The sequence below is a fragment of the Micromonospora sp. WMMD987 genome (assembly GCF_029581435.1).
Classification (GTDB): Bacteria; Actinomycetota; Actinomycetes; order Mycobacteriales; family Micromonosporaceae; genus Micromonospora; species Micromonospora rifamycinica.
Map to the genome: position 1 here is coordinate 4,007,611 of NZ_CP120861.1, position 23,767 is coordinate 4,031,377.

Here is a 23,767-nt window from a genome sequence, read left to right on the forward strand (position 1 = left end):
TCGGAGTCGACTACGCGGTGGCGGGAAGTCTACCGACGCGTCCGGCGGAGCACCCACCGGAAGCGGGGGCGGCCCGGTTAACAGTGGGTGACACAGACCACCGGGTCCGCGACGCGTGGCGTCGCGGACCCGGTGGGCCGACCGGTCAGAGGTACTGACCGGTGTTGCTGGCGGTTTCGATGGAACGCCCGGCCTCGGTGCCCTTGCCGCCGGAGACGAGCGTGCGGATGTAGACGATCCGCTCGCCCTTCTTGCCGGAGATCCGGGCCCAGTCGTCCGGGTTGGTGGTGTTGGGCAGGTCCTCGTTCTCGCGGAACTCGTCGACGCAGGCGTCGAGCAGGTGCTGCAACCGCAGCCCCTTGCGCCCGGAGGTGAGGAACTCCTTGATCGCCATCTTCTTGCCCCGGTCGACGATGTTCTGGATCATCGCGCCGGAGTTGAAGTCCTTGAAGTAGAGGACTTCCTTGTCGCCGTTGGCGTAGGTCACCTCGAGGAAGCGGTTCTCCTCGGTCTCCGAGTACATCCGCAGGACCACCGCGTCGATCATGGCCGCGACGGTGGCCTGGGGCTCGCCGCCGTGCTCGGCCAGGTCGTCGGCGTGCAACGGCAGCCCGGCGAGGATGTACTTGGAGAAGATGTCCTTGGCCGCCTCGGCGTCCGGACGCTCGATCTTGATCTTCACGTCGAGCCGGCCGGGGCGCAGGATGGCCGGATCGATCATGTCCTCCCGGTTGGAGGCGCCGATCACGATGACGTTCTCCAGCCCCTCGACGCCGTCGATCTCGCTGAGCAGCTGCGGGACGATGGTGTTCTCCACGTCGGAGGAGACACCGGAGCCACGGGTCCGGAAGATCGAGTCCATCTCGTCGAAGAACACGATGACCGGGGTGCCCTCCCCGGCCTTCTCCCGGGCCCGCTGGAAGATCAGCCGGATGTGCCGCTCGGTCTCGCCGACGTACTTGTTGAGCAGTTCCGGACCCTTGATGTTGAGGAAGAAGCTGGTGTGCCGGTCCTTGCCCAGCCGCTCGGCGATCTTCTTGGCCAACGAGTTGGCCACCGCCTTGGCGATCAGCGTCTTGCCACAGCCCGGTGGGCCGTAGAGCAGGATGCCCTTCGGCGGCCGGAGCTGGTGCTCGCGGAACAGGTCGGCGTGCAGGAAGGGCAGCTCCACCGCGTCACGGATCTGTTCGATCTGCGACTGGAGGCCGCCGATGTCGGTGTAGTCGACGTCGGGCACCTCCTCCAGCACCAGTTCCTCGACCTCGCTCTTCGGGATCCGCTCGTAGGCGTACGCCGAGCGGGGCTCGATCATGAGCGAGTCGCCGGCCCTGATCGCCGAGCCGATCAGGGTGTCGGCCAGGTGGACGATGCGCTCCTCGTCGGAGTGCGAGACCACCAGCGCCCGGTCACCCGGGCTGCCCTCGGGACCAGCGAGGATCTCCTTGAGCATCACCACCTCGCCGACCCGCTCGTAGCCGAACGCGTCGACGATGTTGAGCGCGTCGTTGAGCAGGACCTCCTGGCCACGCCGCAACTCCTCGGCGTCCAGCGAGGGTGAGACGGCGACCCGGAGCTTGCGTCCGCCGGTGAAGATGTCCACCGTGCCGTCGTCGTGCCGCGCGAGGAAGACGCCGTAGCCGGACGGCGGCTGTGCCAGCCGGTCGATCTCCTCCTTGAGCGTCACGATCTGCGCGCGAGCCTCCTTGAGGGTGCTCACGAGCCGGTCGTTGTTCTCGGTGAGCCGCGCCAACTGTGCCTGGGTGGCCGCCAGCCGCTCTTCGAGCTGCCGGACGTGTCGGGGGCTTTCGGTCAACTTGCGCCGCACCAGAGCGAGTTCCTCCTGAAGGAACGCGACCTGCGTGGAGAGATCGTGGGCCTCCTTCTCCCACCGTGCGGCGCGCGAGTCCGCGTCGTCACTGCGTGCCACGTCCCACCTCCCCGGGGGGCTTGAACGTTCTGCCCTAACACTAGCCGCTATGAGGCCGATTCGGTCCCACGCAACGCCCTCGTCACCGAACCTTGATCGCCAAGGGACGCCCGGGGGGCAGGTCCGGCCGTTCGGGTACCGTCGGGGAGTGGGACGGGAGAACATGGGGGGTGCGGGGTGAGCGACGTCGCTACCGACGAGTTGCAGGTCTGGGTCGACCAGGATCTCTGCACGGGTGACGGGCTCTGCGTGCAGTACGCGCCGGAGGTTTTCGAGTTCGACGTCGACGGTCTGGCGTACGTCAAGGGCACCGACGGTGAGCTGCGACTCGCCCCCGGTAGCCGGGTCGACGTGCCGGAACACCTGCGGCTGGAAGTGATCGACTCCGCGAAGGAGTGCCCGGGTGAGTGCATCCACGTGGTGCGCGGCGGCGACGGTGTGGAGGTGGCCGGCCCCGAGGCCGAGGAGGGCTGACACCGCCGGGCGCTCCGCACCCCGGTGCCGGCGGACCGACCCCGGGGCGGTGACCACCCCGGGGCCGATCGTCGGAAAGACGACTCCGCCGGACGACGGCGGTCGGGCCGTACGTGACGACCGTCACTCACGATCCGACCGGCCGGCTACAGCAGCGGACGGCCGACCACCGAGGCGACCAACCGGGCGAACTCCTCCAACCGGGCGATCTGACCGGCCCCGCCGTCGTCGAGGGTCTTGCCGAAGCGCAACGCGTCGTGCCGGGGCGCACCGACCATCTCGTCACCGGGCGGGGCCTCGTCCAGCGAGGTGAGCAGCAGGTAGACGTCGATGCTGTCGACCCGTACCTCACCGTTGTCGGCCCTGGTCAGCCGACGTCGGCAGCCCACCTCGGTGACGGTGGAGACCGGCACCACCCGCAGTGAGGACGTCATCGACCCGGGCGGCCCCTCCCCCGGCGGCACGTCCTCACCGTGCCAGAGCACCAACCGGCTGCCGTCGCAGACGACGACCTCCTGCCACACCCCGTTGACCTCGTTGACGAAGCGTTCCAGGGTGAACCCGAGCACCGAGGCCCCCCGCAGCACCCCGCCGAGCGCCTCCAGGGCGATGTCCGGGTCGCGCAGGTAGGCCCGCGTGGCGGACTCCAGATCCTGGTACGGCGACCAGTCCGGGAACACGGCCGGCAACTCGCCGCCGCCGAAACCCGGCTGACTCATGCCCTCTCCCCCAGGTCACACCGTCGGCCCGCACGCGCCGCCGGAATCCGCCCGTTCACGCCCAGCCGCTCCGATCCGCCGTCACGACCGGTCCGTCCCGTCGGCAGACCCACCGGCGGCGACGGTCGCCCCGTCGACTCCGCCGGTCGCCCCGCCGGCGGCGACGGCCTGTGCCGCCGCCTCCCGGGCCGCCGCCGCCTCGCGCAGCGCCTGCTTGCGCTCGGCGTAGGCCTCGGCGCCCTTGCTCGGCTTGCGGCGACGCGGTGGCGCGGTGACCCCCGGCGCGAGCTTACGCGCGCAGACCAGGAACGCGGTGTGCGCGATCATCCGGTGGTCCGGCCGGACGGCGAGCCCCTCGGCGTGCCAGTCGCGCACCAGGGACTCCCAGGCCCGCGGCTCGGTCCAGCCACCGCGCTCGCGCAGCGCCTCGACCAGCTCGGACAGCTGCGGGGTGGTCGCCACGTAGCCGATGAACACGCCACCGGGCACCAGTGCCCGCTCGACCATGTCGAGGGTCTCCCACGGGGTGAGCATGTCCAGGATGATCCGGTCGAAACCGGTCTCCGGGCAGTCGGCGACGTCACCGACGTGCAACCGCCAGGCCGGGTGCGGCGCACCGAAGAACGCCTCCACGTTACGCCGGGCGATCTGGGCGAAGTCGTCGCGCACCTCGTAGGAGTGCAGCTCGCCGCCGGTGCCGACGGCGCGCAGCAGCGAGCAGCTCAGCGCCCCGGAGCCGGCGCCGGCCTCCAGCACCTTGGCGCCGGGGAAGACGTCACCCATGGCGACGATCTGCGCCGAGTCCTTCGGGTAGATCACCTGGGCGCCGCGCGGCATCGACAGCACGTAGTCCGACAGCAGCGGGCGCAGCGCCAGGAACGCTGTCCCGCCACCGGCGGTGCTCACCACGCTGCCGTCGGGCTGCCCGATCAACGCGTCGTGGGCCAGGATGCCCCGGTGGGTGTGGAACTCCTTGCCGGGTTCCAGGGTGACGGTGTGCATCCTCCCCTTGGGGTCGGTCAGCTGTACCCGGTCGCCGGGGCGGAACGGCCCCCGGTGCACCGGGGGCAGCTCGGCGGTGGCGGCGGACGGCGGTGTGCCGTCGCCGGCCGGGAGGGTGGGGGGATGTGCTGCGGTCACCTGTTCATCTTCCGTGTGGGTTCGAGGACCTGGGCGAGATCCGCGATGTGCAGAACGCCGACGACATCTTCGCCTGACGTCACCACGAACCGCGCGCCCGGGTGGGCCTGGACGGCCGCCAGCACCCGCTCGCCGTCGAGATCGTGCGGCAGGGCCGGCAGGGCGGCCAGCGGCCGGGCCACCGCGTCCACCGCCAGCCAGGGCCGGCGGCCCGGGGGTACGGCGTCCGCCGCCGCCGGGTCGACCAGGGCGACCGGCCGGCCGGTGCCGTCGGCCACGACGACGGTGGAGCCGGGCGGGCCGTCGGCGGCGTGCCGGCGCTGCGCCTCGGCCAGCGGCGTGCCGGTGGGTACGGCGAAGACCGGCCGGGTCAGCCGGGCCAGGTCGATCAGCGGCACCCGGCGGCTGATCCGGGCGTACCGGATCGACTGGCCGGCGCCGCGCCAGAGGGTGATCGCGACCAGCAGCATCAGCGGCAACACCAGCGGGGCCAGGATCCGCTGCACGGTGAGCAGCACGACCAGCGCGGCGGTGCCCACCGCGACGACCCGGCCGACCCAGCCGGCGGCCTCGGTGGCCCGGTGCCGGTCCCGGGTGATCCGCCACAGCACGGCGCGCAGCGCCCGGCCGCCGTCCAGGGGCAGCCCGGGCAGCACGTTGAAGACCGCCACGATCACGTTGCTCAGCGCCAGTTGCACCGCGAGCTGGCGGGCCAGGGTGTGGTCGGGGGTGGCCAGCGTGACGGCCACGGCGATCCCGCCGAGCACCGCCGACACGGCCGGTCCGGCCAGGGCGACCAGCAGCTCCACCCGGGGGGTGGGGGCGTCCCGCTCCATCTCGGTGTAGCCGCCGAGCAGTTCCAGGGTGATCCCGCGCACACCGATGCCGTACCGGCGGGCGGTCAGCGCGTGCCCCAGCTCGTGCAGCAGGACCGAGCCGAGCAGCGACACCACGAAGCCCAGGCCGATCAGGTAGCCGCCGACCGGGGACAGCCCGAGCCGGTCCCGGGCGAACTCGGCGTAGGTGACCGTCACCAGCAGGGTCAGCAGCAGCATCGACACGTTGAGGTGCAGCGGCACCCCGAACACCCGGCCGACGGTCAGGCCGGTACGCCGGCGGGGCTCGGGGGGACGGGACTCCACCGGCCCGATGCTACGCGCCGCGCGATCATGCCCGGTGCGGCGAGCGCGGGCCTGTCGGACCGGTGACCTAACCTTCGGGGCATGACGGCGGATCCGATGATCGACCAGCAGCATTCCCCGGCGGCGTTGCCCGCCACGGTCCGGGCCTCGCTGTCGCCGTCACGGGCCGCCGACTTCAAGACCTGCCCGCTGCTCTACCGGTTCCGCAGCATCGACCGGCTGCCCGAGCGCCCCAGCGTCGAGCAGGCGCGGGGCACCCTGGTGCACGCGGTGCTGGAGCGGTTGTTCGACCTGCCGGCGGGCGGTCGCACCCCCGAGGCCGCCGGTGACCTGGTCGGCCCGCAGTGGGACCGGCTGGTCGCCGGGCAGCCCGAGCTGGCCGGCCTGTTCGACCCGGCCGACGAGGCGGGCACCGCCGGGTTCCTCCGGTCGGCGGCGGCGCTGTTGGAGGGTTACTTCGCGGTGGAGGATCCGCGCCGGCTGGAGCCCGCCGAGCGGGAGAGCCTGATCTCCGCGGTGGTCGACGACGAGCTGCTCATCCGGGGCTACCTCGACCGGCTCGACGTGGCCCCGGACGGGGCGTTGCGGGTGGTCGACTACAAGACCGGCGGCGCACCGAGGGAGGCGTTCGAGGCGCGGGCGCTGTTCCAGCTGAAGTTCTACGCCCTGGTGCTGTGGCGCACCCGGGGCGTGGTGCCCCGGGTGCTGCGCCTGCTCTACCTCAAGGACGCCGAGGTCTGCGACTACTCCCCCGACGCCGAGGAGCTGCTCCGCTTCGAGCGCACCGTGGTGGCGCTCTGGCAGGCCATCGAGCAGGCCACCGCACGGCAGGATTTCCGGCCCCGGCCGAGCCGGCTCTGCGACTGGTGCAACCACCAGGCGCACTGTCCGGCCTTCGGCGGCACCCCGCCGCCGTTCCCGCAGCGGGCCGCGGCGGCCGACCCGCTGCGCGACGCCCGCTCCCGGCCGGCCGCCCCGGGCGCCGACGCGTGACGGTCGCCGCCCCGGAAGGGCGACGCGTGACGGTCGCCGCCCCGCAAGAGCGACGCGTGACGGTCGCCGCCCCGCAAGAGCGACGCGTGACGGTCGCCGCCCCGCAAGAGCGACGAGCGACGGCCGTCGCCGCGCCCGCGGGGCGGAGACCGGCTCGTCCGCGAGGAGGAGACGAGGTTCGTCGTCGGCGACGACCCGGCGGCCCGACGGGCGGCTAGCGTCGCGGTATGACCGAGGGGCCCAGGCGATGGTGGGTACGCCGGCCACTGGCCGGTGACGCCCTCCTCGCCGTCGCACTGGTGGTGGTGGAAGCCGTCTTCGTCCTGCTCACCCCGCACGAGTTCTGGCCCCGGCAGTTGTCGTCCATGCTGGTGTGGAGCGTGCTGTGCGCGGCGCCGGTGGCGCTGCGCCGGGTCGCGCGGTGGCCGGCGGTGGCCGCGGCACTGGGCACCCTGGCGGTGCCGGCGCTGCTCGGGCACGCCCCGACCACCCAGAGCCTGACGTTTCTGGTGCTGACGTACACCATGGCGGTCGAGCGGACGGTGTCGGCGGCGGTCGTCGCCACGGTCCTGCTCTGGACGCCGGTGGCGGCGCTCAACGTGCTCGCTCCGCTGGACACCGGGCTCGACGTCGGCCCGGCGTACCTGGTGCTCAACAACCTGCTCACCGCGTTGCTCGCCTACGCGGTGGGGCGTGCGGTGCGGTCCCGGCGCATCTCGCTGCGGGCGCTGCGGGAGCGCGCCCGGGTGGCCGAGGAGAACCAGCGGTCGCTGGCCGAGCAGGCGGTGGCCGACGAACGGCGGCGGATCGCCCGCGAGCTGCACGACGTGGTCGCCCACCACGTCAGTGTGATGGGGGTGCTGGCCACCGGGGCGCGGCGGGTGCTGCGCCGGGACCTGGCCGCCGCCGACGAGGCGATCACCACCATCGAGGACACCAGCCGGGCCACGCTACGGGAGCTGCGCCGGCTGCTCGACGTGCTGCGCACCGACGCGGAGCCGGCCGCCGACCTCACCCCGCAGCCCGGTCTGGCCGGCATCGCCACGCTGGTGGACCAGGTACGCGAGGCGGGGCTGCCGGTCGTCCTGGAGGTCGCGGACCCGGTGCCGGTGGTCGAGGAGGGCGTGTCGCTGACCGTCTACCGGATCGTGCAGGAGGCGTTGACCAACGCGCTCAAGCACGCCGGGACGGCCGTCGCCACGGTCCGGCTGGGCGTCGACGCGGGCGGCCTGGTCGTGGAGATCACCGACACCGGCCGGGGTCCGGCCCCGGGGCCCGACCGGATCGGGCACGGACTGGTCGGCATGCGGGAACGGGTCGCCCTCTACGGTGGAACCCTGCGGATCGGGCCACGGCCCGGCGGCGGCTTCCGGGTGTACGCGAGAATTCCGGTGGAACCGGTCGGGACGGTCCCGGTATGACGGGGGAACGGGGACGGCAGATGGGCGAGACGCACGGCGGTGCCCCGCCCTTCCCGCAGGACGAGGGCCGGTCCTCGTCGGGACGGCCGGTGCGGATTCTGCTCGCCGACGACCAGCCGTTGCTGCGCACCGGGTTCCGGATGGTGCTGGGCACCGAGGACGACCTGGACGTCGTGGCCGAGGCCGGGGACGGTCAGGAGGCGGTGGAGCTGTCCCGCCGGCTGCTGCCCGACGTGGTGCTGATGGACATCCGGATGCCCCGGATGGACGGGGTGGCCGCGACCCGGGCGATCGTCGACGCCCGGCTGCCGGTGCGGGTGCTCATCCTGACCACCTTCGACCTCGACGAGTACGTGGTGGGGGCGCTGCGGGCCGGGGCGAGCGGTTTCCTGGCCAAGGACGTGCCGGCCGACGACCTGGTGACCGCCATCCGGACGGTGGCCGCCGGGGAGGCGGTGGTGGCACCGCGCATCCTCCGGCGGCTGCTGGACCGGTTCGCCACCGCGCTGCCCGACCCGGCGGCGACCCCGCCGAAGGCGCTGGGCACGTTGACCGAGCGGGAACGGGAGGTCCTCGTCCAGGTGGCCCGGGGGCTGTCCAACGCGGAGATCGCCGCCGCGCTGTCGGTCAGCGAGACGACCATCAAGACCCACGTCGGGCACGTGCTGACCAAGCTGCGGCTACGCGACCGGGTGCAGGCGGTGGTGCTGGCGTACGAGTCGGGGCTGGTCCGCCCCAAGGCGTAGCCGGGTGGTGCCGGGTCCACCGCAGGGCGTACCCGGAGTAGGGACGGCGGGGCGACGACGGCGTTGCCGTGCTCACCTACCGTGACGAAAGACGGCGCGGCGCGGTTGACCATGACGGAACGTCAGGTCCTAGCGTCGACGCCGACGTCCCGCCGGCCGGTGGGGCGTAGCGCGGTCGACCGTCGGCTCAGGGGCAACCCTGAGGCGGTCTCCGGGCCGACCCGCAGCGGTAAATCCGCCTCGGGTCCGCCCGTGGTCGGACGGATACCCGCCGACCGGCACCGAGGATGGGACCAACCCCACCGGCCAGCGGGGGCGGTGGGGACGACACAGCCAGACGGAAGAGGTAGATGACGTGACCGTGACGGTAGGCCGGCAATCGCCGGCCGCGGCCCGGGCGAACGACGTGTGGAAGGTCTACGGCACCGGCGAGGCGCAGGTCGCCGCGCTGCGCGGGGTCAGCGTCGAGTTCGAGCGGGGCAGGTTCACCGCGATCATGGGCCCGTCGGGCTCGGGCAAGTCGACGTTGATGCACTGCCTGGCCGGGCTGGACTCGGTGAGCAGGGGCACCGTGCAGATCGGCGACACCACGGTGACCGGGCTGGGTGACTCGGGCCTGACGAAGCTGCGCCGGGACAAGGTGGGTTTCATCTTCCAGCAGTTCAACCTGCTGCCCACGCTCACCGCCCAGGAGAACATCCTGCTGCCGATGTCGATCGCCGGCCGTAAGCCCGACCCGGCCTGGTTCGACACGGTGATCGACACGGTGGGCCTGCGGGACCGGCTGGGACACCGGCCCTCGCAGCTCTCCGGCGGTCAGCAGCAGCGGGTCGCCTGCGCGCGGGCGCTGGTCGCCCGCCCTGAGGTGATCTTCGCCGACGAGCCGACCGGCAACCTGGACTCCCGCTCCGGCGCGGAGGTGCTCCACTTCCTGCGCAACTCGGTACGCGAGCACGGCCAGACCATCGTGATGGTCACCCACGACCCGACCGCCGCCGCGTACGCCGACCGGGTGGTCTTCCTGGCCGACGGGCAGATCGTCTCGGAGCTGATCGAGCCGACCGCCGACACGGTGCTGGACACCATGAAGAAGCTGGACACCCCGGTCGAGGTGGCCGGCTGATGGTGCGGGCCACCCTCAAGAGTCTGCTGGCGCGCAAGGTGCGCCTGTTGCTGTCCGGCCTGGCCGTGGTGCTGGGCGTCATGTTCGTCTCGGGGGCGTTCGTGCTCACCGACACGCTGGGCCGCTCGTTCGACGCGGTCTTCGCCGACGCGTACGAGGGTGTCGACGTCAACGTCGCCGGCAAGCCCAGGGTGGCGCTCAGCGAGATGCAGGGTGAGCAGGTGCCGGCGACGGTGCCGGCGGCGACGGTGCAGCGGATCGGCGCGGTCGCCGGGGTCGCCGAGGCCACCGGTGTGGTCACCACCGACGGCGCCCAGCTGATCGGCAGTAACGGCAAGGTGGTCACCTCGTTCGGGCCGCCGCAGCTCGGGTCGAACTGGCAGGGCGAGAGCGACCTGGTGAAGCTGCGCGAGGGGCACGAGCCCCGGGCGGACGACGAGATCGTCGTCAACGCGGCGCTGGCGCAGGCGGGCAAGGTGAAGGTCGGCGACCGGGTCGGGGTGCTGACCCCGCTGGTGCCGAAGCAGACCTTCACCCTGGTGGGGATCTTCGGTTACAGCGGTGACCGGGACTCGATCGGCGGGGTCAACGAGGTCGCCTTCACCACGCCGGTGGCGCAGCGGCTGCTGCTCGGCGAGCGGGACGTCTTCACCAACGTCACGGTCCGGGCGGCCGACGGGGTCAGCGACGCGACGTTGCGCGACGACGTGGCCCGCACCCTGGGCGGGGACTTCGAGGTCAAGACCGGCGCGCAGCTGTCGGCGGACGCCTCGGCGAGCCTGAAGGAGGGGTTGTCGTTCTTCAACAAGATCCTGCTCGGGTTCGCCGCCGTCGCGCTGCTGGTGGGCACGTTCCTCATCCTCAACACCTTCTCGATCATCGTGGCCCAGCGGACCCGGGAGCTGGCGTTGATGCGGGCGATCGGGGCCAGCGGCCGGCAGATCATCGGGTCGGTGGTGCTGGAGGCGGTGGCGATCGGCCTGATCGCCTCGGTGCTGGGGCTGGGCGCCGGCATCGGCATCGGCGCGCTGCTGGCGTACGTCTTCGGCAACCTGGCCGGTGGGTTGACGCTGGCCGGGATCGGGGTGCCGGCGTCGGCGGTGGTCGGCTCGTTCGCGGTCGGCCTGGTGATCACGGTGGTGGCGGCGCTGTTGCCGGCGCTGCGGGCGGCGCGTATCCCGCCGATCGCGGCGATGCAGGACGTGGCCAACCCGGACCGGCCGTTGACCCGGGTGACCGTGACCGGCGGGGTGGTCACCGGGATCGGCGCGGTGCTGTTGTTCCTCGGGCTCAGCGGCAACGCCGGGGACAACACGCTGCCGGTCATCCTGGGCGGGGTGCTGTTCGCCTTCATCGGGGTGGCGCTGCTGACCCCGCTGATCAGCCGCCCGGTGGTGTCCCTGCTGGGGGCGGTCTTCGCCTGGTCGGTGCCGGGCAAGCTGGGTCGGCTCAACTCCGGCCGCAACCCGCGCCGCACGGCGATCACCGCGGCGGCGCTGATGGTCGGCATCGCCCTGGTGACCGGGGTGACGGTGATCCTGGACTCGGCGAAGGGCAGCATCGGCGCGCTGGCCCAGGACACCATCAAGGCCGAGCTGGTGATCTCCGGGGCGTCGACCGGTCCGCGTCCGGCGAGCTTCGACCCGGCGGTGCTGACGAAGGTCGCCGCGCTGCCCGGGGTGCAGCTGGCCGACGGCGAGTACGGCGACATGGGCATGGTCGACGGGAAGGTCACCTGGCTGGCCGCGTCCAGCGACGTGACCGCGTTGCAGCGGATCTTCGGGGCGAAGGCGACCGCCGGTGACATCAGCCGGCTCGGCCCGGACCAGATGCTGTTCAGCTCCGACGCCGCGGAGTCCCGCGGCATCTCGGTCGGCTCGACGGTGACCGTGCAGGCCTCCCGGGGCGAGCCGCGCACCTACACGGTCAGCGGCATCTACGAGAGTTCCGAGCTGACCAGCCCGGTGCAGCTGCCGCCGCAGGCGGTGAAGGACTTCGCCATCCCCAAGCCCAACCAGGGGTTCATCCAGCTGGCCCCCGGCACCCGGGTGGCGGACGTGCAGCCGCGGGTGGAGGCGCTGCTGGCCGACAGCCCGGAGGTGTCGGTGGCCGACCGGGACGCGTTCATCGAGCAGCAGACCGGTTCGCTGGACAGCCTGCTCACGATGATCCAGATCCTGTTGGCGCTGGCCATCGTGATCGCGGTGCTCGGCATCGTGAACACCCTGGCCCTGTCGGTGCTGGAGCGGACCCGTGAACTGGGCCTGCTGCGGGCGATCGGGCTGCGCCGGGCGCAGACCATGCGGATGATCACCGTGGAGGCGGTGGTGATCTCGGTCTTCGGGGCGCTACTCGGGATCGTGGTGGGCGTCGGTCTCGGTGCCGCGGTGGTCCGGGCGCTCAAGGACGACGGCATCACCGACCTGATCCTGCCGTGGGGGCAGATGGGGCTGTTCCTGCTGCTGGCGGCCGTCATCGGCGTGGTGGCGGCGGTGCTGCCGGCGATCCGGGCGGCCCGGATCAACGTGCTGGGCGCGATCGCCCACGACTGACCGCGCACACCACGAGGGGGGTTCCGCCGACCGGCGGAACCCCCCTCGTCGTGACCACCCGGGCCGGGCGGACGGCACACCCGGGCGGACGGCACACCCGGGCGGACGGCACACCCGGGCGGACGGCACACCCGGGCGGACGGCTCAGCCGGGCGGTTCGCCGAGCAGCGCCGCCAGCAGCTCCAGGTCCGCCGCGGTCAGGCTCTCCACCTGGTGCACGCCGTCGGTCGGCGGCAGCGGCACCTCCGCCGGCACGGCCAGCACCGCCGCACCGGCGGCGAGCGCGCTGGCCACCCCGGCCGGCGAATCCTCGATCGCCACGCACCGACCGATCGGCACGCCCAGCAACCGGGCCGCGGTCAGGTACGGCTCCGGGTGCGGCTTGGCCGAGTCCACCTCGTCACCGCAGACCACGGCGTCGAAGCTGCCCCGGCCGAGGGTGTCCAGGGCTACCTCGACCAGCGCCCGGCCGCTGGAGGTGACCAGCGCGGTGGGGATGCCGGCCGCGCGGACCGCCCGCAGCAGCGTCAACGCCCCGGGCCGCCAGCGCAGACCGGTGCGGAACAGTTCCAGAATCCGGGCGTGGATCCACTCCGCGCTGACCCGGGGATCCCGGTCGGGCTGGCCGAGGTCGTCGTGGAGCAGGCGCATCGACGCGGCCATGCTGGTGCCGATCATCGCCCGCCGGGCCGCTGCGGTGAGCGTGCCGCCGTACTCGGTGGCCAACTCGTACAGGGCGACGTCCCAGAGCTTTTCGCTGTCGACCAGGGTGCCGTCCATGTCGAAGAGCACGGCGGCGGGGGGTGGGCTGCTCAGCGGATCCTCCTGGCGGTCACGTGGTGTTCTCCGGGCGATCCTGCCAGCCCGGCCCGGACCGCCCACCGCCGTGCCGCCCGGACGTGACCTGCTCCTCAGCCGAGGTTGCAGGCGTCCAGCGACCGCTCGTAGCCGCGGAAGAACCAGTCGGTGCGCTGTTCGGCGGTGCCGTGCGACCCCTCGGCGAACCACGGCTGGTCGGGGTCGTCGCCGACGGCGAGCAGGCCCTCGCGGAACTCGTCCAGGTCACCGGCGTCCAGTTTCAGGGTGCCGTCGCGGACCGAGTCGCCCAGGTACGCCCCGGCCATACAGTCGGCCTGCAACTCCTGTTGGATGGTGAAGTCGGCGCGCAGGCCGAGCCGGACCTGGATGCCGTGGGCGTACTCGTGGCCCAGCAGGTAGAACACGAACGCGTCACCGACCTGCCGGAACGCCGAGACCGACCAGTTGACGTCGTAGGCGATGAAGTCGCCCCGGGAGCAGTAGACCGCGTTGTTGCGGGGCAGCGGCTGCCCGGCGCAGGAGACCTCGCCCTCCCGCTGGTAGGGCACGATCCGGCGGATCGGCCGGAACTGCTCGCCGGTGGCCCGGAACCGGGCGGCCCAGTAGCGCTCGGCGATGGTGACCGCGTCGTCGATGTCGCTCTTGAACTCGGCGACGCTGGTGGTGCCGTCGGCGCGGGTGGTCTGGGCGTCGGGCGAGGCCGGGGCCGCCGGGCGGGAGGACTGCCGGGGGGCCGGTTCGCGGGGTTCCTGCGGGCCGCTCTCCCCCACCCCGCCGGCCGCGCAGCCGACCGCCACCACCAGCGCCGTCAGCACCGCGACCAGCGGTCCGTACGAGCGGTGTCCCGAGCCTGCCCTCACCGTGTGCCTCCCAGGCGTCCCGCTGCTGCGGTCGGTGTACCCCGACCGTCAGACGATCATGCCCGGCCGGCGTCCCGTTGACCATGGGCGACCCGGATCGAGCCGCCCCGGCGGTCGGTGGTGCGGCCGGCCACGCCGGATCGTCCCGTCCCGGGCGAGGTGCCGCCGTGCCTCGTACCGCTGCTGTCCGGCCTGGGCGTCCTGCCCTGCGGCGCGGGGCCGGCCGCGCCGGGCGACCCGACCGACCGTGCCGATCGTCACCAGCGCCGGCACCCCGACACCGGCCACACCGTCGTCGCACCGACACGGTGGGTAGTCCCCCCCGTTACCGGTGTCCGTCGACCGGCCGGCGGTTAACCTCGGGGCCGGTGTCCGGATCGGTCCGGCGGCACCGACGTCTCTGATGTCCGGCCGGGCCACGGCCGGTCGAGAGGAGAGACCATGAAATACATGATCATGTTGTACGGCTCGCAGCGCGACTACGACGCGATGGCCGGGCGGCCCGGCGCGCAGCCGCCGATGACGCCGGAGCAGGTCGCCGCGATGCACGCCCACATGGCCGCGGTGCACCAGGAGCTGGCCGAGTCCGGCGAGCTGGTCGACGGGCAGGGACTGACCGCGCCGGTGCACGCCCGTCGGGTGCGGCTGCGGCAGGGCTCCCCGGTGGTCACCGACGGTCCGTACCCGGAGACCCAGGAGGTGCTGGCCGGCTTCACCATCGTCGACTGCGCCAGCTTCGACCGGGCGACCCAGATCGCCGCCCGGTTCGTCGACCCCGACGCCGAGAGCGGGTACGTGGACGTACGACCGGTCGCCGACGGCATCGACGACCTGGACGGCTGAGCCGGAACCGTGCGCCCACCCGCCGTCGAGGACCTGCTGCGCGTACTCGCGCCGCAGGTCCTCGGCGCGCTCGTCCGCCGGTACGGCCACTTCGACACCGCCGAGGACGCCGTCCAGGAGGCGCTGCTGGCCGCCGCGACGCGCTGGCCGGTCGACGGCCTGCCGGACAGCCCCCGGGGCTGGCTGGTCACCGTGGCCGCCCGCCGGCTGACCGACCTGCTCCGCAGTGAGCAGGCCCGCCGCCGGCGGGAGGACGACGCCGGGCGGGCGGTCCCGGCCGGCCGGTGGCTCGCCCCGCCGGCCGACCACCCGGATCCGGGCGACGACAGCCTGGTCCTGCTGTTCCTGTGCTGTCATCCGGCGCTGCCGCCGGCCGCCCAGATCGCGTTGACCCTGCGGGCCGTCGGCGGGTTGACCACCGGCGAGGTGGCCCGGGCGTTCCTGGTGCCCGAGAGCACGATGGCCCGCCGGATCACCCGCGCCAAGCAGCGCGTCCGGGACAGCGGGCTGCCGTTCGCCCTGCCCGACGCCGCCGCGCGCGAGGCCCGGCTCGACGCGGTCCGCCAGGTGCTGTACCTGATCTTCAACGAGGGGTACGCCAGCACCGCCGGCACGCACCTGCGCCGGGTGGACCTGTCCACCGAGGCGATCCGGCTGACCCGGATGCTGCACCGGCTGCTCCCGGCCGACCCGGAGGTCACCGGGCTGCTGGCGTTGATGCTGCTCACCGACGCCCGGGGACCGGCCCGGGTGGGCGCGGCCGGCGAGCTGGTGCCGATGGCCGAGCAGGACCGCCGCCGCTGGCGGGCCGACCAGATCGCGGAGGGGGTGGCCCTGGTCAGCGCGGTGCTGCCGCGCGGCGACGTCGGACCGTACCAGCTCCAGGCGGCCATCGCGGCGGTGCACGACGAGGCACCGGGCGCCGAGGAGACCGACTGGGCGCAGATCGTCGCCCTCTACGAGGTGCTGATGCGGATCGCGGACAACCCGGTGGTGGCCCTCAACCACGCGGTGGCGGTCGCGATGGCCCGGGGCCCCGGGGCCGGGCTGCGCCTGCTCGACGCCCTGGCGGCCGACGACCGGATCGGCGACGACCCGAGGTGGTACGCCGCCCGCGCCCACCTGCTGGAGCGGGCCGGGGATCCGGCCGGGGCCCGGCGGGCGTACGAACAGGCGGCCCGACGGTCGCTGAACCTCCCCCGCCAGCGCTACCTGTACGGCCGGGCGGCCCGCCTGCCCGAGCCGTCGACCGCCGGTGCCGCACCCGACCCGGGTGGCGGCTGAGCGCGGACCCCGGCTGGATCCCGGCGCGCAGCTGCTCACGACGATGGGCGACGCCCCGGCGCGGCCGGACCGCCCGACCCGTCACGATCCGCCGTTGAGGTTCCCCATCAGGAACTCCACCAGCGGCTGGACGTGGCGGTCCGGCCGCCGCCACCCGGCCGACAGGTCCGCCGGCAGGTGCCGCTCGGCCAGCAGCTGCCCGTGGCGGTACCGCCGGACCACCGGATGGAGGGCGGCGTTCACCCGGCCCGGGGTCGGGTGCCGTTCGACAGCCGGGGCGTCGCCGTGGTCGTCGCGGCCCCAGCACAGGGTGAGGGTGTACCAGTGGGCGGCGTCGGCGAACCGGGCCAGCGCGTAGTCCTCCGGCAGGTCCTCGTGGTGCCGGAAGTCACCGGTGGCCCGGTCGCGGACGAGGACGTCGCCGAGGTACTCGAACTGGGTCCACAGCGCCGAACTCCCGTTCACCCGGTCGAGCATCACCTTCGCCAGCGACGCCGGCTCGCCCGGCGTCGTCGCGACCGGCAGCGGCACGTCGTCGTAGCGTTCCCGCAGGATCCGGGTGAGGGTCCGCAGGTTGTACCGGAACCCGTCGATGAAGGGCGACGAGGCGTGCCGCAGGTCCCGCGCCTGGGCGACGGTGCCGGCGAAGTACAGGTCGTCGACGTTGCTCGACTGCCAGTCGGGGCGCAGCGCGGGGATCCGGCCGTCGTCCACCAGCTCGGGCCGGCACCCGGCGTCGAACACGGTGGTGTCCATCCGGAAGCCGGTGCAGCGCAACACCTCGTGGTAGTCCAGCTCGGTGGTTTCACCCCCGGTGTGGGTGACCCGGACCCGTAAGCCCCCGTCGACCGGCCGGATCCGGTCGACGGTGCCGTCGAGCACCGCGTGCGGCGCGGTGGACCGGTGGCTGTCGAGAACCGCCCCGAACCGACCCCGGACGTCGCCGGGGTGCCCGGTCTGCCAGGCCAGCCGCACCGGCCGCCGGCTGACCAGGTGCACCGTGGACGCCCGGCCGAGGATGGCCGAGGCGGTCTCGAACGCCGCGTTGCCCTTGCCGAGGATCAGGACCCGTCTGCCGGCGTACCGGTCGGGGTCGACGTCCATCTCCTCGTACCCGGTGGCGTGCTCGATGCCCTGGATGTCCGGCACGAACGGCCGACCCCATCCGGTGGCCACCACGAGGCAGCGCGCCCGCACGCCGCCCCGGTCGGTGCGGACGCTGAACCCGTCGTCCTCCCGGGTGATCCGCTCGACCGTGGTGCCGTAGCGGACCCGGAGCTGGTGGACCCGCTGGAACTCGGCGAGGTAGCGCACCAGGTCGTCGGCGGCCGGCTGGTACTCCTGACTGAAGTTCGGGAACAGCAGCTCCGGGGAGTCGTTGAGCAGCGAGTTGCCGTCCCACCGCAGCCGGGTCCGCCCGTCGGCGCCGTCGGCGTGCACCGTGTTGGTCGAGATCAGCCGACGGTGGCGGGGGAACCGTCGGAAGAACCCGCCGGGCTCGGCGCTGCGTTCGAGCGTCAGGTAGTCGGCGCCCTGCTGCTGGAGCTGGTAACTGAGCTGCAGGCCGGCGGGACCGGCTCCCACGATGACGTACGTGTGGGCGGTGTCGACCATCAGGCGAACCCTTCGACACGGAGGCGGTTGCCCCGACGATGAGGTGGACCACGATACGTGTCAATGATCGACGACCGGCGACGGCGGGGCCTGTCGGGCAGGCCCCGCCGGGCCGGTGGCTACGACGAGATGGTGAACGCCGCCACCACGCCGTTGTGGTCGGAGTTGGTGCCGCTGACGATGTTGTAGTCCGTCATCCACATCTCGCGGTGCTCCTCGACGCGCTTCCAGAAGTAGATGTAGTCGATGTGCCGGTTACCGTGCGTCCCGTTGCCCTTCTCGCCGTACAGGTTGTAGCAGGACCGCAGGTTCGGCAGGTCGTTGGCCTCGAAGACCTTCCACGGGAACTTCTGGTACCCGTACGCCCGGTCGGCGCTGAAGTCGACGTTCAGGTCGCCGCTGACGATGACCTGGCCGGAGTCCTTCTTGGCCGCCGCCAGGTTCTTCAGGGCCTGGAACTGCTGCTCGGCGCACGCGGTCCGGGGCAGGTCCTCGGGCCGCCCGTTGTTCTCGATGCTCGCGTTGGCGTGCGCGTTGAGGTGGTAGACGCTGCGGCCGGTCGCCTTGTGCCGGTAGCGGATCCAGTTGTTGTAGCGGGCCGGCGGCACCTCGCCGGGCCCGTTGGTGTCGCACACGAAGTTCGACCCCTTGTCCAGCACGTCGAACATGCTCTTGCGGGCCAGCAGCGCCTCGTTGGCCGCCTGCGTCGGCTCGGGCGCGTACAGCCACCAGCCGTTGTCCGCCGCCCAGTTCTGCAGGTACGCCTTGCGGTTGCCGACCTCGTTGAGCCCGACCAGGTCCGCCTTCGCGGTGATCAGCTCCAGGTCGTGGACGAAGTCGGCCTGGTTCAACTCGTTGAGGATGTTGAGGGTCGCCGCCTTGAAGGTGGAGTTCGCGGCGGCGGGGGTCGCCGGCACCAGGCTCACCAGCAGCACCGCCGCGCCGACCAGGGCACCCGCCCCGCGCATCGACCAGAGTTTTCCGCGTGCCATGGCAACCCTCTCCCGAACACCGACGACGGCCCGGCAGGACCCGGTCGTGAAGAATTTAATCTTGCCCAACGACGGCACGGTAGCTTACTTTCAAGCCGTTGACCAACGGTGCCACATTGTCGGGAGTAAATCGCTGACCCTGTCCGGCGACGTCGCGCGGCACGGTCGACGTCGGCCCCGACGGCCCGCCCGGCCGCCTGTCACGTCAGGGAGACCCCATGCATCCACGAAGGATCTGGCGACCGGCGCTGACCGCCGTCGTGGTGGCGCTCGTCGCCGGCACCGCCGCCGCACCCGCCGCGGCGGCCACCCCGCAACCGGTGTACGCCCCCTCGGGCGGGATCGCCGATCCCGGCGTGGTGCGGCACAACGACACCTTCGTCGTGTTCGCCACCGGCACCCGCGCCCCAGCCCACCGGGGCGACACCGCGTCCGGGCCGTGGAGCGCCCTCGGCACGGCCCTCGGGTCGGTCCCGGACTGGGCCGAGAACGGCGCGGTGTGGGCACCCGACGCGGTCCGTACCGCCACCGGATGGGTGCTCTACTACTCGTTGCCCGCCAAGGGCAAGAACGGGCAGCGGTGCATCGGGGCCGCCACCGCCGACACCGTCGACGGGCCGTACACGCCGGTGGGCGACGCGCCGCTGGTCTGCCCGGGTGGCGCGCACGGCGCGGACGACGTGGTGGCGGGGCGGCCGGTCGCGGCCGCCGGGGTGATCGACCCGTCCCCGTTCGAGGACGCCGACGGCAAGCGGTTCGTGCTCTACAAGACGCAGCAGACCCCGTCGTCGATCCGGATGCTGCGGCTCGACGACACGGGCACCCGCTGGGTCGGCAACGCCAGCGGCGAGCTGGTCCGCAACAGCGGCATCATCGAGAACCCCGTGCTGCGCCAGCGGGGTTCCACGTACGTGCTGTTCGCCTCCCGGTACGGCTACGACAACTGCAGCTACGCCACCGTCTACCTCACCTCCACCGACCGGTGGGACTTCCAGGGCAGGACCGAGCACTCGTTGCTCACCACGGCCGGCACCGGGATCTGCGGCCCGGGAGGCGCGGATCTCGTCCCGGCCCTGGTCGACGACGAGCAGCGGCTCTTCCTGCACGGTTGGGTCTGCTCCGGCACCACCCCGTGCCGGCAGCGGGCCGACGGTTCGCTGCCGGCCGACGCCCGCCGGGCGCTGTACGCGGCGATCTTCCGCTGGGACGGCGCGACGCCCCGCGTCGGTGGCTTCCTCTGACAGTGGGGAGGTAGGAGCGGACCACCCGGCCGGTCCGGCTCAGCCTCGGACGGCCTGCCGGGGTGGCGACGACCATCACCCTGCTGCAATGGTGAGCGTCGTCGCCCTGCCGGGGGTGCAGGTCACCCTGCCGGGGTGGAGGGGGACGCCCACCGTCCACCGTGGTCGGGTCAGTCGCGGTCGGGTCAGTCGTCGCGCTGGCGGCCCGAACGACGGCCGGCCCGGGCCACCACCACGGCGGTGGTGAGGCTGAGTGCCGCCGCGCCCAGTTGCAGCAGGCCGTCGAGCAGGTCGACGAGATCGGCGAAAAAGGTGGGATCCACTGTGGCCTCCGGGGGTCGGTGTCCCCCGCCGTCCGCGTGGTGCGGAGGCGGCCCCCCGGGCCCGGGGATGACCTCCACGGGCGCCACCGGAATTATGGCACGGCACGCCGAACGCCGGCACGCACCGACCGCTCCGCCTCGTCACCCGTGGGCCGGACCGGTCCGGGCCGGCTCGACCAGCCGGGCCGGTCGGCGCGTCGGTCAGAGCTGGCCGGGGTAGAAGCCGTACCGGGCCAGGGGTTCGACGATGCTCTGTTCCTCGTAGGACAGATGCGACAGCAGGGTGTCGGTGAGCACGTCCACCGCCTGCTGGAGGCCGGTGAGCCGCTCCGGGTCGCCGATCAGCGCGACCAGCGCCCGGTCGACGCCCTCGACGACCTCGTGGATGACGACGTGTTCCTGCTCCAGCCGGTCGATCACCGGGACCAGCCCCGGATCGGCCTGCCGCAGGTGCGGGAAGATCGCGTCGTCCTCCAGCCCGTGGTGCTGGGTGACCAGCGTGCAGTAGGCGGCGCAGTACGCCCCGAGCGTCCAGTTGTTCTGCCGCAGGGTCATCCGGTTGAGCACGCCCCGGGCCTCCCCGGCGGACACCACCCCCCGGCGGACCTGGTCGAGCAGGTCGCGGATCTCGCTCAGCTCCCGACGCAGGTTGTCGTGCACGTCGACCAGGTGCCCGCCGACGGCCCGGGCCTGCGGGGAGTAGACGTGCCCGGCCGGGGCCGGCGGGGCGACCGGCCGGGTCGACTCGTCCCAGAGCCGGTGGTCGCTGTGCCGTACCTGCGGGGCGGGGGTGGGGGTGACCGCCAGTCCGGCCGTCTCCCCGGCCCGGACGGCTTCCCGGGCCCGCCCACCGGCCGGCCCGTCGGAGCGCACCACCGGTGAACCCGCGCCCGATCCGGCCCGGACCCCCTCGTCCGGGTCGACCCGGGCGGTCGACCCCGATCCCGCCGGATCCGGACCGGTCGCCGCGCTGCGCTCGGCGGCGACCAGCTCGCGGACGGCGGGGGCGACCTCCTGAGCGAACACCTGGAGGCTGGCCGGGTCGTCCGCGCCGAGGATGAACCCGGAGGTGCCGTGGGCCAGCACCAGGTCGGTCAGCTCCCGCACCCACTGCTGCGGCGGCCCGTCGAGGAAACCCGCGCCGGTACGGGCGAACCGGCCGGAGACGTTCAGCAACCGCCGCACCTCCGCCGGCTCCCGCCCGGCCGCCGTCGCGCCCTCGTCGACCAGCGCGGTGAGGTCGGCGAGTCCCGCCGGCCCCTGCGGCAGGTACGACAGCGACGGCAACCAGCCGTCCGCCAGCCGCCCGACCAGCCGCAGCAGCCTCGGCTTGTACGCGCCGACCCAGATCCCCACCGGGTGCGCCGGAGCGGGACCGCGCTTCGCGCCCACCACCCGGTAGTGCCCGCCGTCGACCCGCACCCCGCCCCGCCGGTCGGCGGCCCACACCTCCCGGATGATCCGGATCGCCTCGTCCAGCGCGTCGACCGCCTGGCCGGGGGCGAGCCGGCGGCCCCCGTTGGCCTCGATGGCGTCCCAGAACGCGCCCGCGCCGAGGCCGAGTTCGACCCGGCCGCCGCTGAGCAGGTCCAGGCTGGCGACGCTGCGGGCCAGCACCACCGGCTGCCGCAGCGGCAGGTTGAGCACGTTGCCGGCCAGCCGGATCCGGCTGGTCGCCGCCGCCAGGTAGGACATCAGCGTCCAGGTGTCGAGGAAACCCGGCTGGTAGGGGTGGTCCTGGAAGGTGACCAGATCCAGACCCACCTGCTCGCAGAACCTGGCCCGGGCGACGACCTGCTCCGGCTGCCGGGCGTCGGGGGTGAGGAAGGCGCCGAACAGCAACTCGTGTCCGTAGTCGGTCATGACGCTGCCGTCACCTGTCCCCTCGTCGCGTCCCGGGTCGCCCGTCGGCGCGTCCCACCCGGGGCGCGACCACGGCCGGGTGGGCCGGGGCGACCCTGCCAACGTAGCGCCGGCCGGCGGCACCGCACCGGGCAACGGCGGTCCCGGCGGGACGACCACGACTGGCGGATCTTGCGCCTGCTTGCGAGGCTAGGAGCCGTGTATGACTACGACCTGTTGGTGCTGGGCTCCGGGCCCAGCGGTCAGAAGGCGGCCATCGCCGCCGCGAAGCTCGGTAGGCGGGTCGGCATCGTGGACCGCCGCGACATGATCGGTGGGGTGTGCATCAACACCGGCACCGTCCCCTCCAAGACGCTCCGCGAGGCCGTGCTCTACCTGACCGGCCTCAGTCAGCGGGACCTGTACGGCAGCAGCTACCGGGTCAAGGAGGAGATCACGGTCGGCGACCTGGCCGCCCGGACGCAACACGTGATCAACCGGCAGACCGACGTCATCCGCAACCAGCTGGCCCGTAACCGGGTCGCGCTGATCACCGGCACCGGCCGGTTCGCCGACCCGCACTCGATCTGGGTGGACGGCGGCTCCGGGCACGAGTCGAAGATCACTTTCGACAAGATCGTCATCGCGGCGGGTACCCGGCCGGCCCGACCGGACAGCGTCGACTTCGACGACCGCACGATCGTCGACTCCGACGGGGTGATCAACCTCCAGGCGGTGCCGCGCAGCATGGTGGTGGTCGGCGCGGGCGTGATCGGCATGGAGTACGCCTCCATGTTCGCCGCGCTCGGCACCAAGGTGACCGTGGTGGAACGCCGTGACGCGATGCTCGACTTCTGTGACGAGGAGATCGTCGAGTCACTCAAGTACCACCTGCGTGACCTGTCGGTGACGTTCCGCTTCGGCGAGGAGGTCGCCGCGGTGGAGAAGCACCAGACGGCGGCGCTGTGCATCCTCAAGAGCGGCAAGAAGATCGTCGCCGACACGGTCATGTACTCCGCCGGCCGGCAGGGACAGACCGACAACCTCGCCCTCGACGCGGCCGGGCTGGAGGCCGACAAGCGCGGCCGGATCGCGGTGGACGAGCACTACCGCACCAGCGTGGAGCACATCTACGCGGTGGGTGACGTGATCGGCTTCCCGGCGCTGGCGTCCACCTCGATGGAGCAGGGCCGGATGGCGGCGCTGCACGCGTGCGGGGAGCCGGTACGCGAACTCCAGGAGCTGCAGCCGATCGGCATCTACACGATCCCGGAGATCAGCTTCGTCGGGAAGACCGAGGACGAGCTGACCAACAGCGCGACCCCGTTCGAGGTCGGCATCGCCCGCTACCGCGAACTGGCCCGGGGGCAGATCGTCGGCGACTCGTACGGCATGTTGAAGCTGCTCGTCTCCCCGCAGGACGGTCGGCTGCTCGGGGTGCACGTGTTCGGCACCGGCGCGACCGAGATCGTCCACATCGGGCAGACGGTGATGGGCTGCGGTGGGACGGTCGACTACCTGATCGACACGGTGTTCAACTACCCGACGCTGTCCGAGGCGTACAAGGTCGCCGCCCTGGACGCGGCCAACAAGATCCGCAACATCACCCGGATCGACGGCTGACCGCTCCCCCGGCCCGGGGCCGCGCGCCGCGACCGGCACGCGGCCCCGGGCCGGGGCGCGAGGTGACCCACCGGGGCACCGGCAACTAC

Annotated in this window: 20 protein-coding genes; 10 read left to right on the forward strand and 10 right to left on the reverse strand. The window is 72.8% G+C overall.

What is annotated here, in order from left to right:
• Positions 1-145: 145 nt before the first annotated feature.
• The gene (arc, locus tag O7612_RS16900) at positions 146-1,927 is read right to left on the reverse strand and encodes a proteasome ATPase (RefSeq protein WP_067305659.1); all 1,782 of its coding nucleotides are present in this window, start codon (positions 1,925-1,927) and stop codon (positions 146-148) included.
• 177 nt (positions 1,928-2,104) lie between these two features.
• Here arc and O7612_RS16905 point away from each other — a divergent pair, with 177 nt between their 5' ends.
• Positions 2,105-2,401, forward strand: a complete 297-nt coding sequence (locus O7612_RS16905) for a ferredoxin (RefSeq protein ID WP_282265399.1) — start codon at positions 2,105-2,107, stop codon at positions 2,399-2,401.
• A gap of 146 nt (positions 2,402-2,547) precedes the next feature.
• Here the strand turns inward: O7612_RS16905 and O7612_RS16910 are convergent, their stop codons facing one another.
• The 3 genes from O7612_RS16910 to O7612_RS16920 all read right to left on the reverse strand — a co-directional run bounded on the left by O7612_RS16910 (position 2,548) and on the right by O7612_RS16920 (position 5,402).
• On the reverse strand, positions 2,548-3,120 hold the full coding sequence (locus O7612_RS16910; protein ID WP_282265400.1) for a hypothetical protein: 573 nt from the start codon (positions 3,118-3,120) through the stop codon (positions 2,548-2,550).
• A gap of 81 nt (positions 3,121-3,201) precedes the next feature.
• Entirely contained in the window at positions 3,202-4,191 is a 990-nt protein-coding gene (locus O7612_RS16915; protein WP_282273943.1) for a tRNA (adenine-N1)-methyltransferase, read from the reverse strand.
• Between the two features lie 65 nt (positions 4,192-4,256).
• Complete coding sequence (locus tag O7612_RS16920) at positions 4,257-5,402, reverse strand: site-2 protease family protein (RefSeq protein WP_282265402.1); 1,146 nt, start codon at positions 5,400-5,402, stop codon at positions 4,257-4,259.
• A gap of 81 nt (positions 5,403-5,483) precedes the next feature.
• On the opposite strand from O7612_RS16920, the gene O7612_RS16925 reads away from it, so the two are divergent.
• The 5 genes from O7612_RS16925 to O7612_RS16945 all read left to right on the forward strand — a co-directional run bounded on the left by O7612_RS16925 (position 5,484) and on the right by O7612_RS16945 (position 12,237).
• The gene (locus O7612_RS16925; protein WP_282265404.1) at positions 5,484-6,395 is read left to right on the forward strand and encodes a PD-(D/E)XK nuclease family protein; all 912 of its coding nucleotides are present in this window, start codon (positions 5,484-5,486) and stop codon (positions 6,393-6,395) included.
• Positions 6,396-6,622: 227 nt separating this feature from the next.
• Positions 6,623-7,816 carry a sensor histidine kinase gene (locus tag O7612_RS16930; RefSeq protein ID WP_282265406.1) on the forward strand — a complete coding sequence of 398 codons (1,194 nt, stop codon included), beginning with the start codon at positions 6,623-6,625 and terminating at the stop codon, positions 7,814-7,816.
• A 20-nt stretch (positions 7,817-7,836) separates the two neighbouring features.
• On the forward strand, positions 7,837-8,562 hold the full coding sequence (locus tag O7612_RS16935) for a response regulator transcription factor (protein WP_282265408.1): 726 nt from the start codon (positions 7,837-7,839) through the stop codon (positions 8,560-8,562).
• 355 nt (positions 8,563-8,917) lie between these two features.
• Positions 8,918-9,685: an ABC transporter ATP-binding protein gene (locus O7612_RS16940; protein WP_282265410.1), complete on the forward strand. Its 768-nt coding sequence runs from the start codon at positions 8,918-8,920 to the stop codon at positions 9,683-9,685.
• Positions 9,685-12,237, forward strand: coding sequence for an FtsX-like permease family protein (locus O7612_RS16945; RefSeq protein ID WP_282265412.1), 2,553 nt, complete (start codon positions 9,685-9,687; stop codon positions 12,235-12,237). Before O7612_RS16940 ends, O7612_RS16945 begins: the two co-directional genes overlap by 1 nt.
• Before the next feature lie 144 nt (positions 12,238-12,381).
• Here the strand turns inward: O7612_RS16945 and O7612_RS16950 are convergent, their stop codons facing one another.
• Both O7612_RS16950 and O7612_RS16955 read right to left on the reverse strand, forming a co-directional pair.
• Positions 12,382-13,029: an HAD family phosphatase gene (locus O7612_RS16950; RefSeq protein WP_282265414.1), complete on the reverse strand. Its 648-nt coding sequence runs from the start codon at positions 13,027-13,029 to the stop codon at positions 12,382-12,384.
• 119 nt (positions 13,030-13,148) lie between these two features.
• Positions 13,149-13,916 carry a neutral zinc metallopeptidase gene (locus O7612_RS16955; RefSeq protein WP_282265416.1) on the reverse strand — a complete coding sequence of 256 codons (768 nt, stop codon included), beginning with the start codon at positions 13,914-13,916 and terminating at the stop codon, positions 13,149-13,151.
• A 441-nt stretch (positions 13,917-14,357) separates the two neighbouring features.
• Here O7612_RS16955 and O7612_RS16960 point away from each other — a divergent pair, with 441 nt between their 5' ends.
• Positions 14,358-14,759 (forward strand): YciI family protein, encoded by a 402-nt coding sequence (locus O7612_RS16960; RefSeq protein ID WP_282265418.1) that lies wholly within the window; start codon positions 14,358-14,360, stop codon positions 14,757-14,759.
• A 9-nt stretch (positions 14,760-14,768) separates the two neighbouring features.
• Complete coding sequence (locus O7612_RS16965) at positions 14,769-16,043, forward strand: DUF6596 domain-containing protein (RefSeq protein ID WP_282265420.1); 1,275 nt, start codon at positions 14,769-14,771, stop codon at positions 16,041-16,043.
• Positions 16,044-16,124: 81 nt separating this feature from the next.
• On the opposite strand, the gene O7612_RS16970 is transcribed toward O7612_RS16965, so the two are convergent.
• Positions 16,125-17,657, reverse strand: coding sequence for an NAD(P)-binding domain-containing protein (locus O7612_RS16970; protein ID WP_282265422.1), 1,533 nt, complete (start codon positions 17,655-17,657; stop codon positions 16,125-16,127).
• A gap of 119 nt (positions 17,658-17,776) precedes the next feature.
• Positions 17,777-18,649: an endonuclease/exonuclease/phosphatase family protein gene (locus O7612_RS16975; protein WP_282265424.1), complete on the reverse strand. Its 873-nt coding sequence runs from the start codon at positions 18,647-18,649 to the stop codon at positions 17,777-17,779.
• A 218-nt stretch (positions 18,650-18,867) separates the two neighbouring features.
• Between O7612_RS16975 and O7612_RS16980 the strand changes: the two genes are divergently transcribed.
• Positions 18,868-19,890 (forward strand): glycoside hydrolase family 43 protein, encoded by a 1,023-nt coding sequence (locus O7612_RS16980; protein ID WP_282265426.1) that lies wholly within the window; start codon positions 18,868-18,870, stop codon positions 19,888-19,890.
• 185 nt (positions 19,891-20,075) lie between these two features.
• Here O7612_RS16980 and O7612_RS16985 read toward each other — a convergent pair whose 3' ends face one another.
• Both O7612_RS16985 and O7612_RS16990 read right to left on the reverse strand, forming a co-directional pair.
• Positions 20,076-20,213: a hypothetical protein gene (locus O7612_RS16985; protein ID WP_282265430.1), complete on the reverse strand. Its 138-nt coding sequence runs from the start codon at positions 20,211-20,213 to the stop codon at positions 20,076-20,078.
• Between the two features lie 201 nt (positions 20,214-20,414).
• Entirely contained in the window at positions 20,415-22,076 is a 1,662-nt protein-coding gene (locus O7612_RS16990) for an LLM class flavin-dependent oxidoreductase (RefSeq protein ID WP_282265432.1), read from the reverse strand.
• Positions 22,077-22,274: 198 nt separating this feature from the next.
• Between O7612_RS16990 and sthA the strand changes: the two genes are divergently transcribed.
• Entirely contained in the window at positions 22,275-23,678 is a 1,404-nt protein-coding gene (gene sthA, locus O7612_RS16995) for a Si-specific NAD(P)(+) transhydrogenase (protein WP_282265434.1), read from the forward strand.
• Positions 23,679-23,767: the final 89 nt, after the last annotated feature.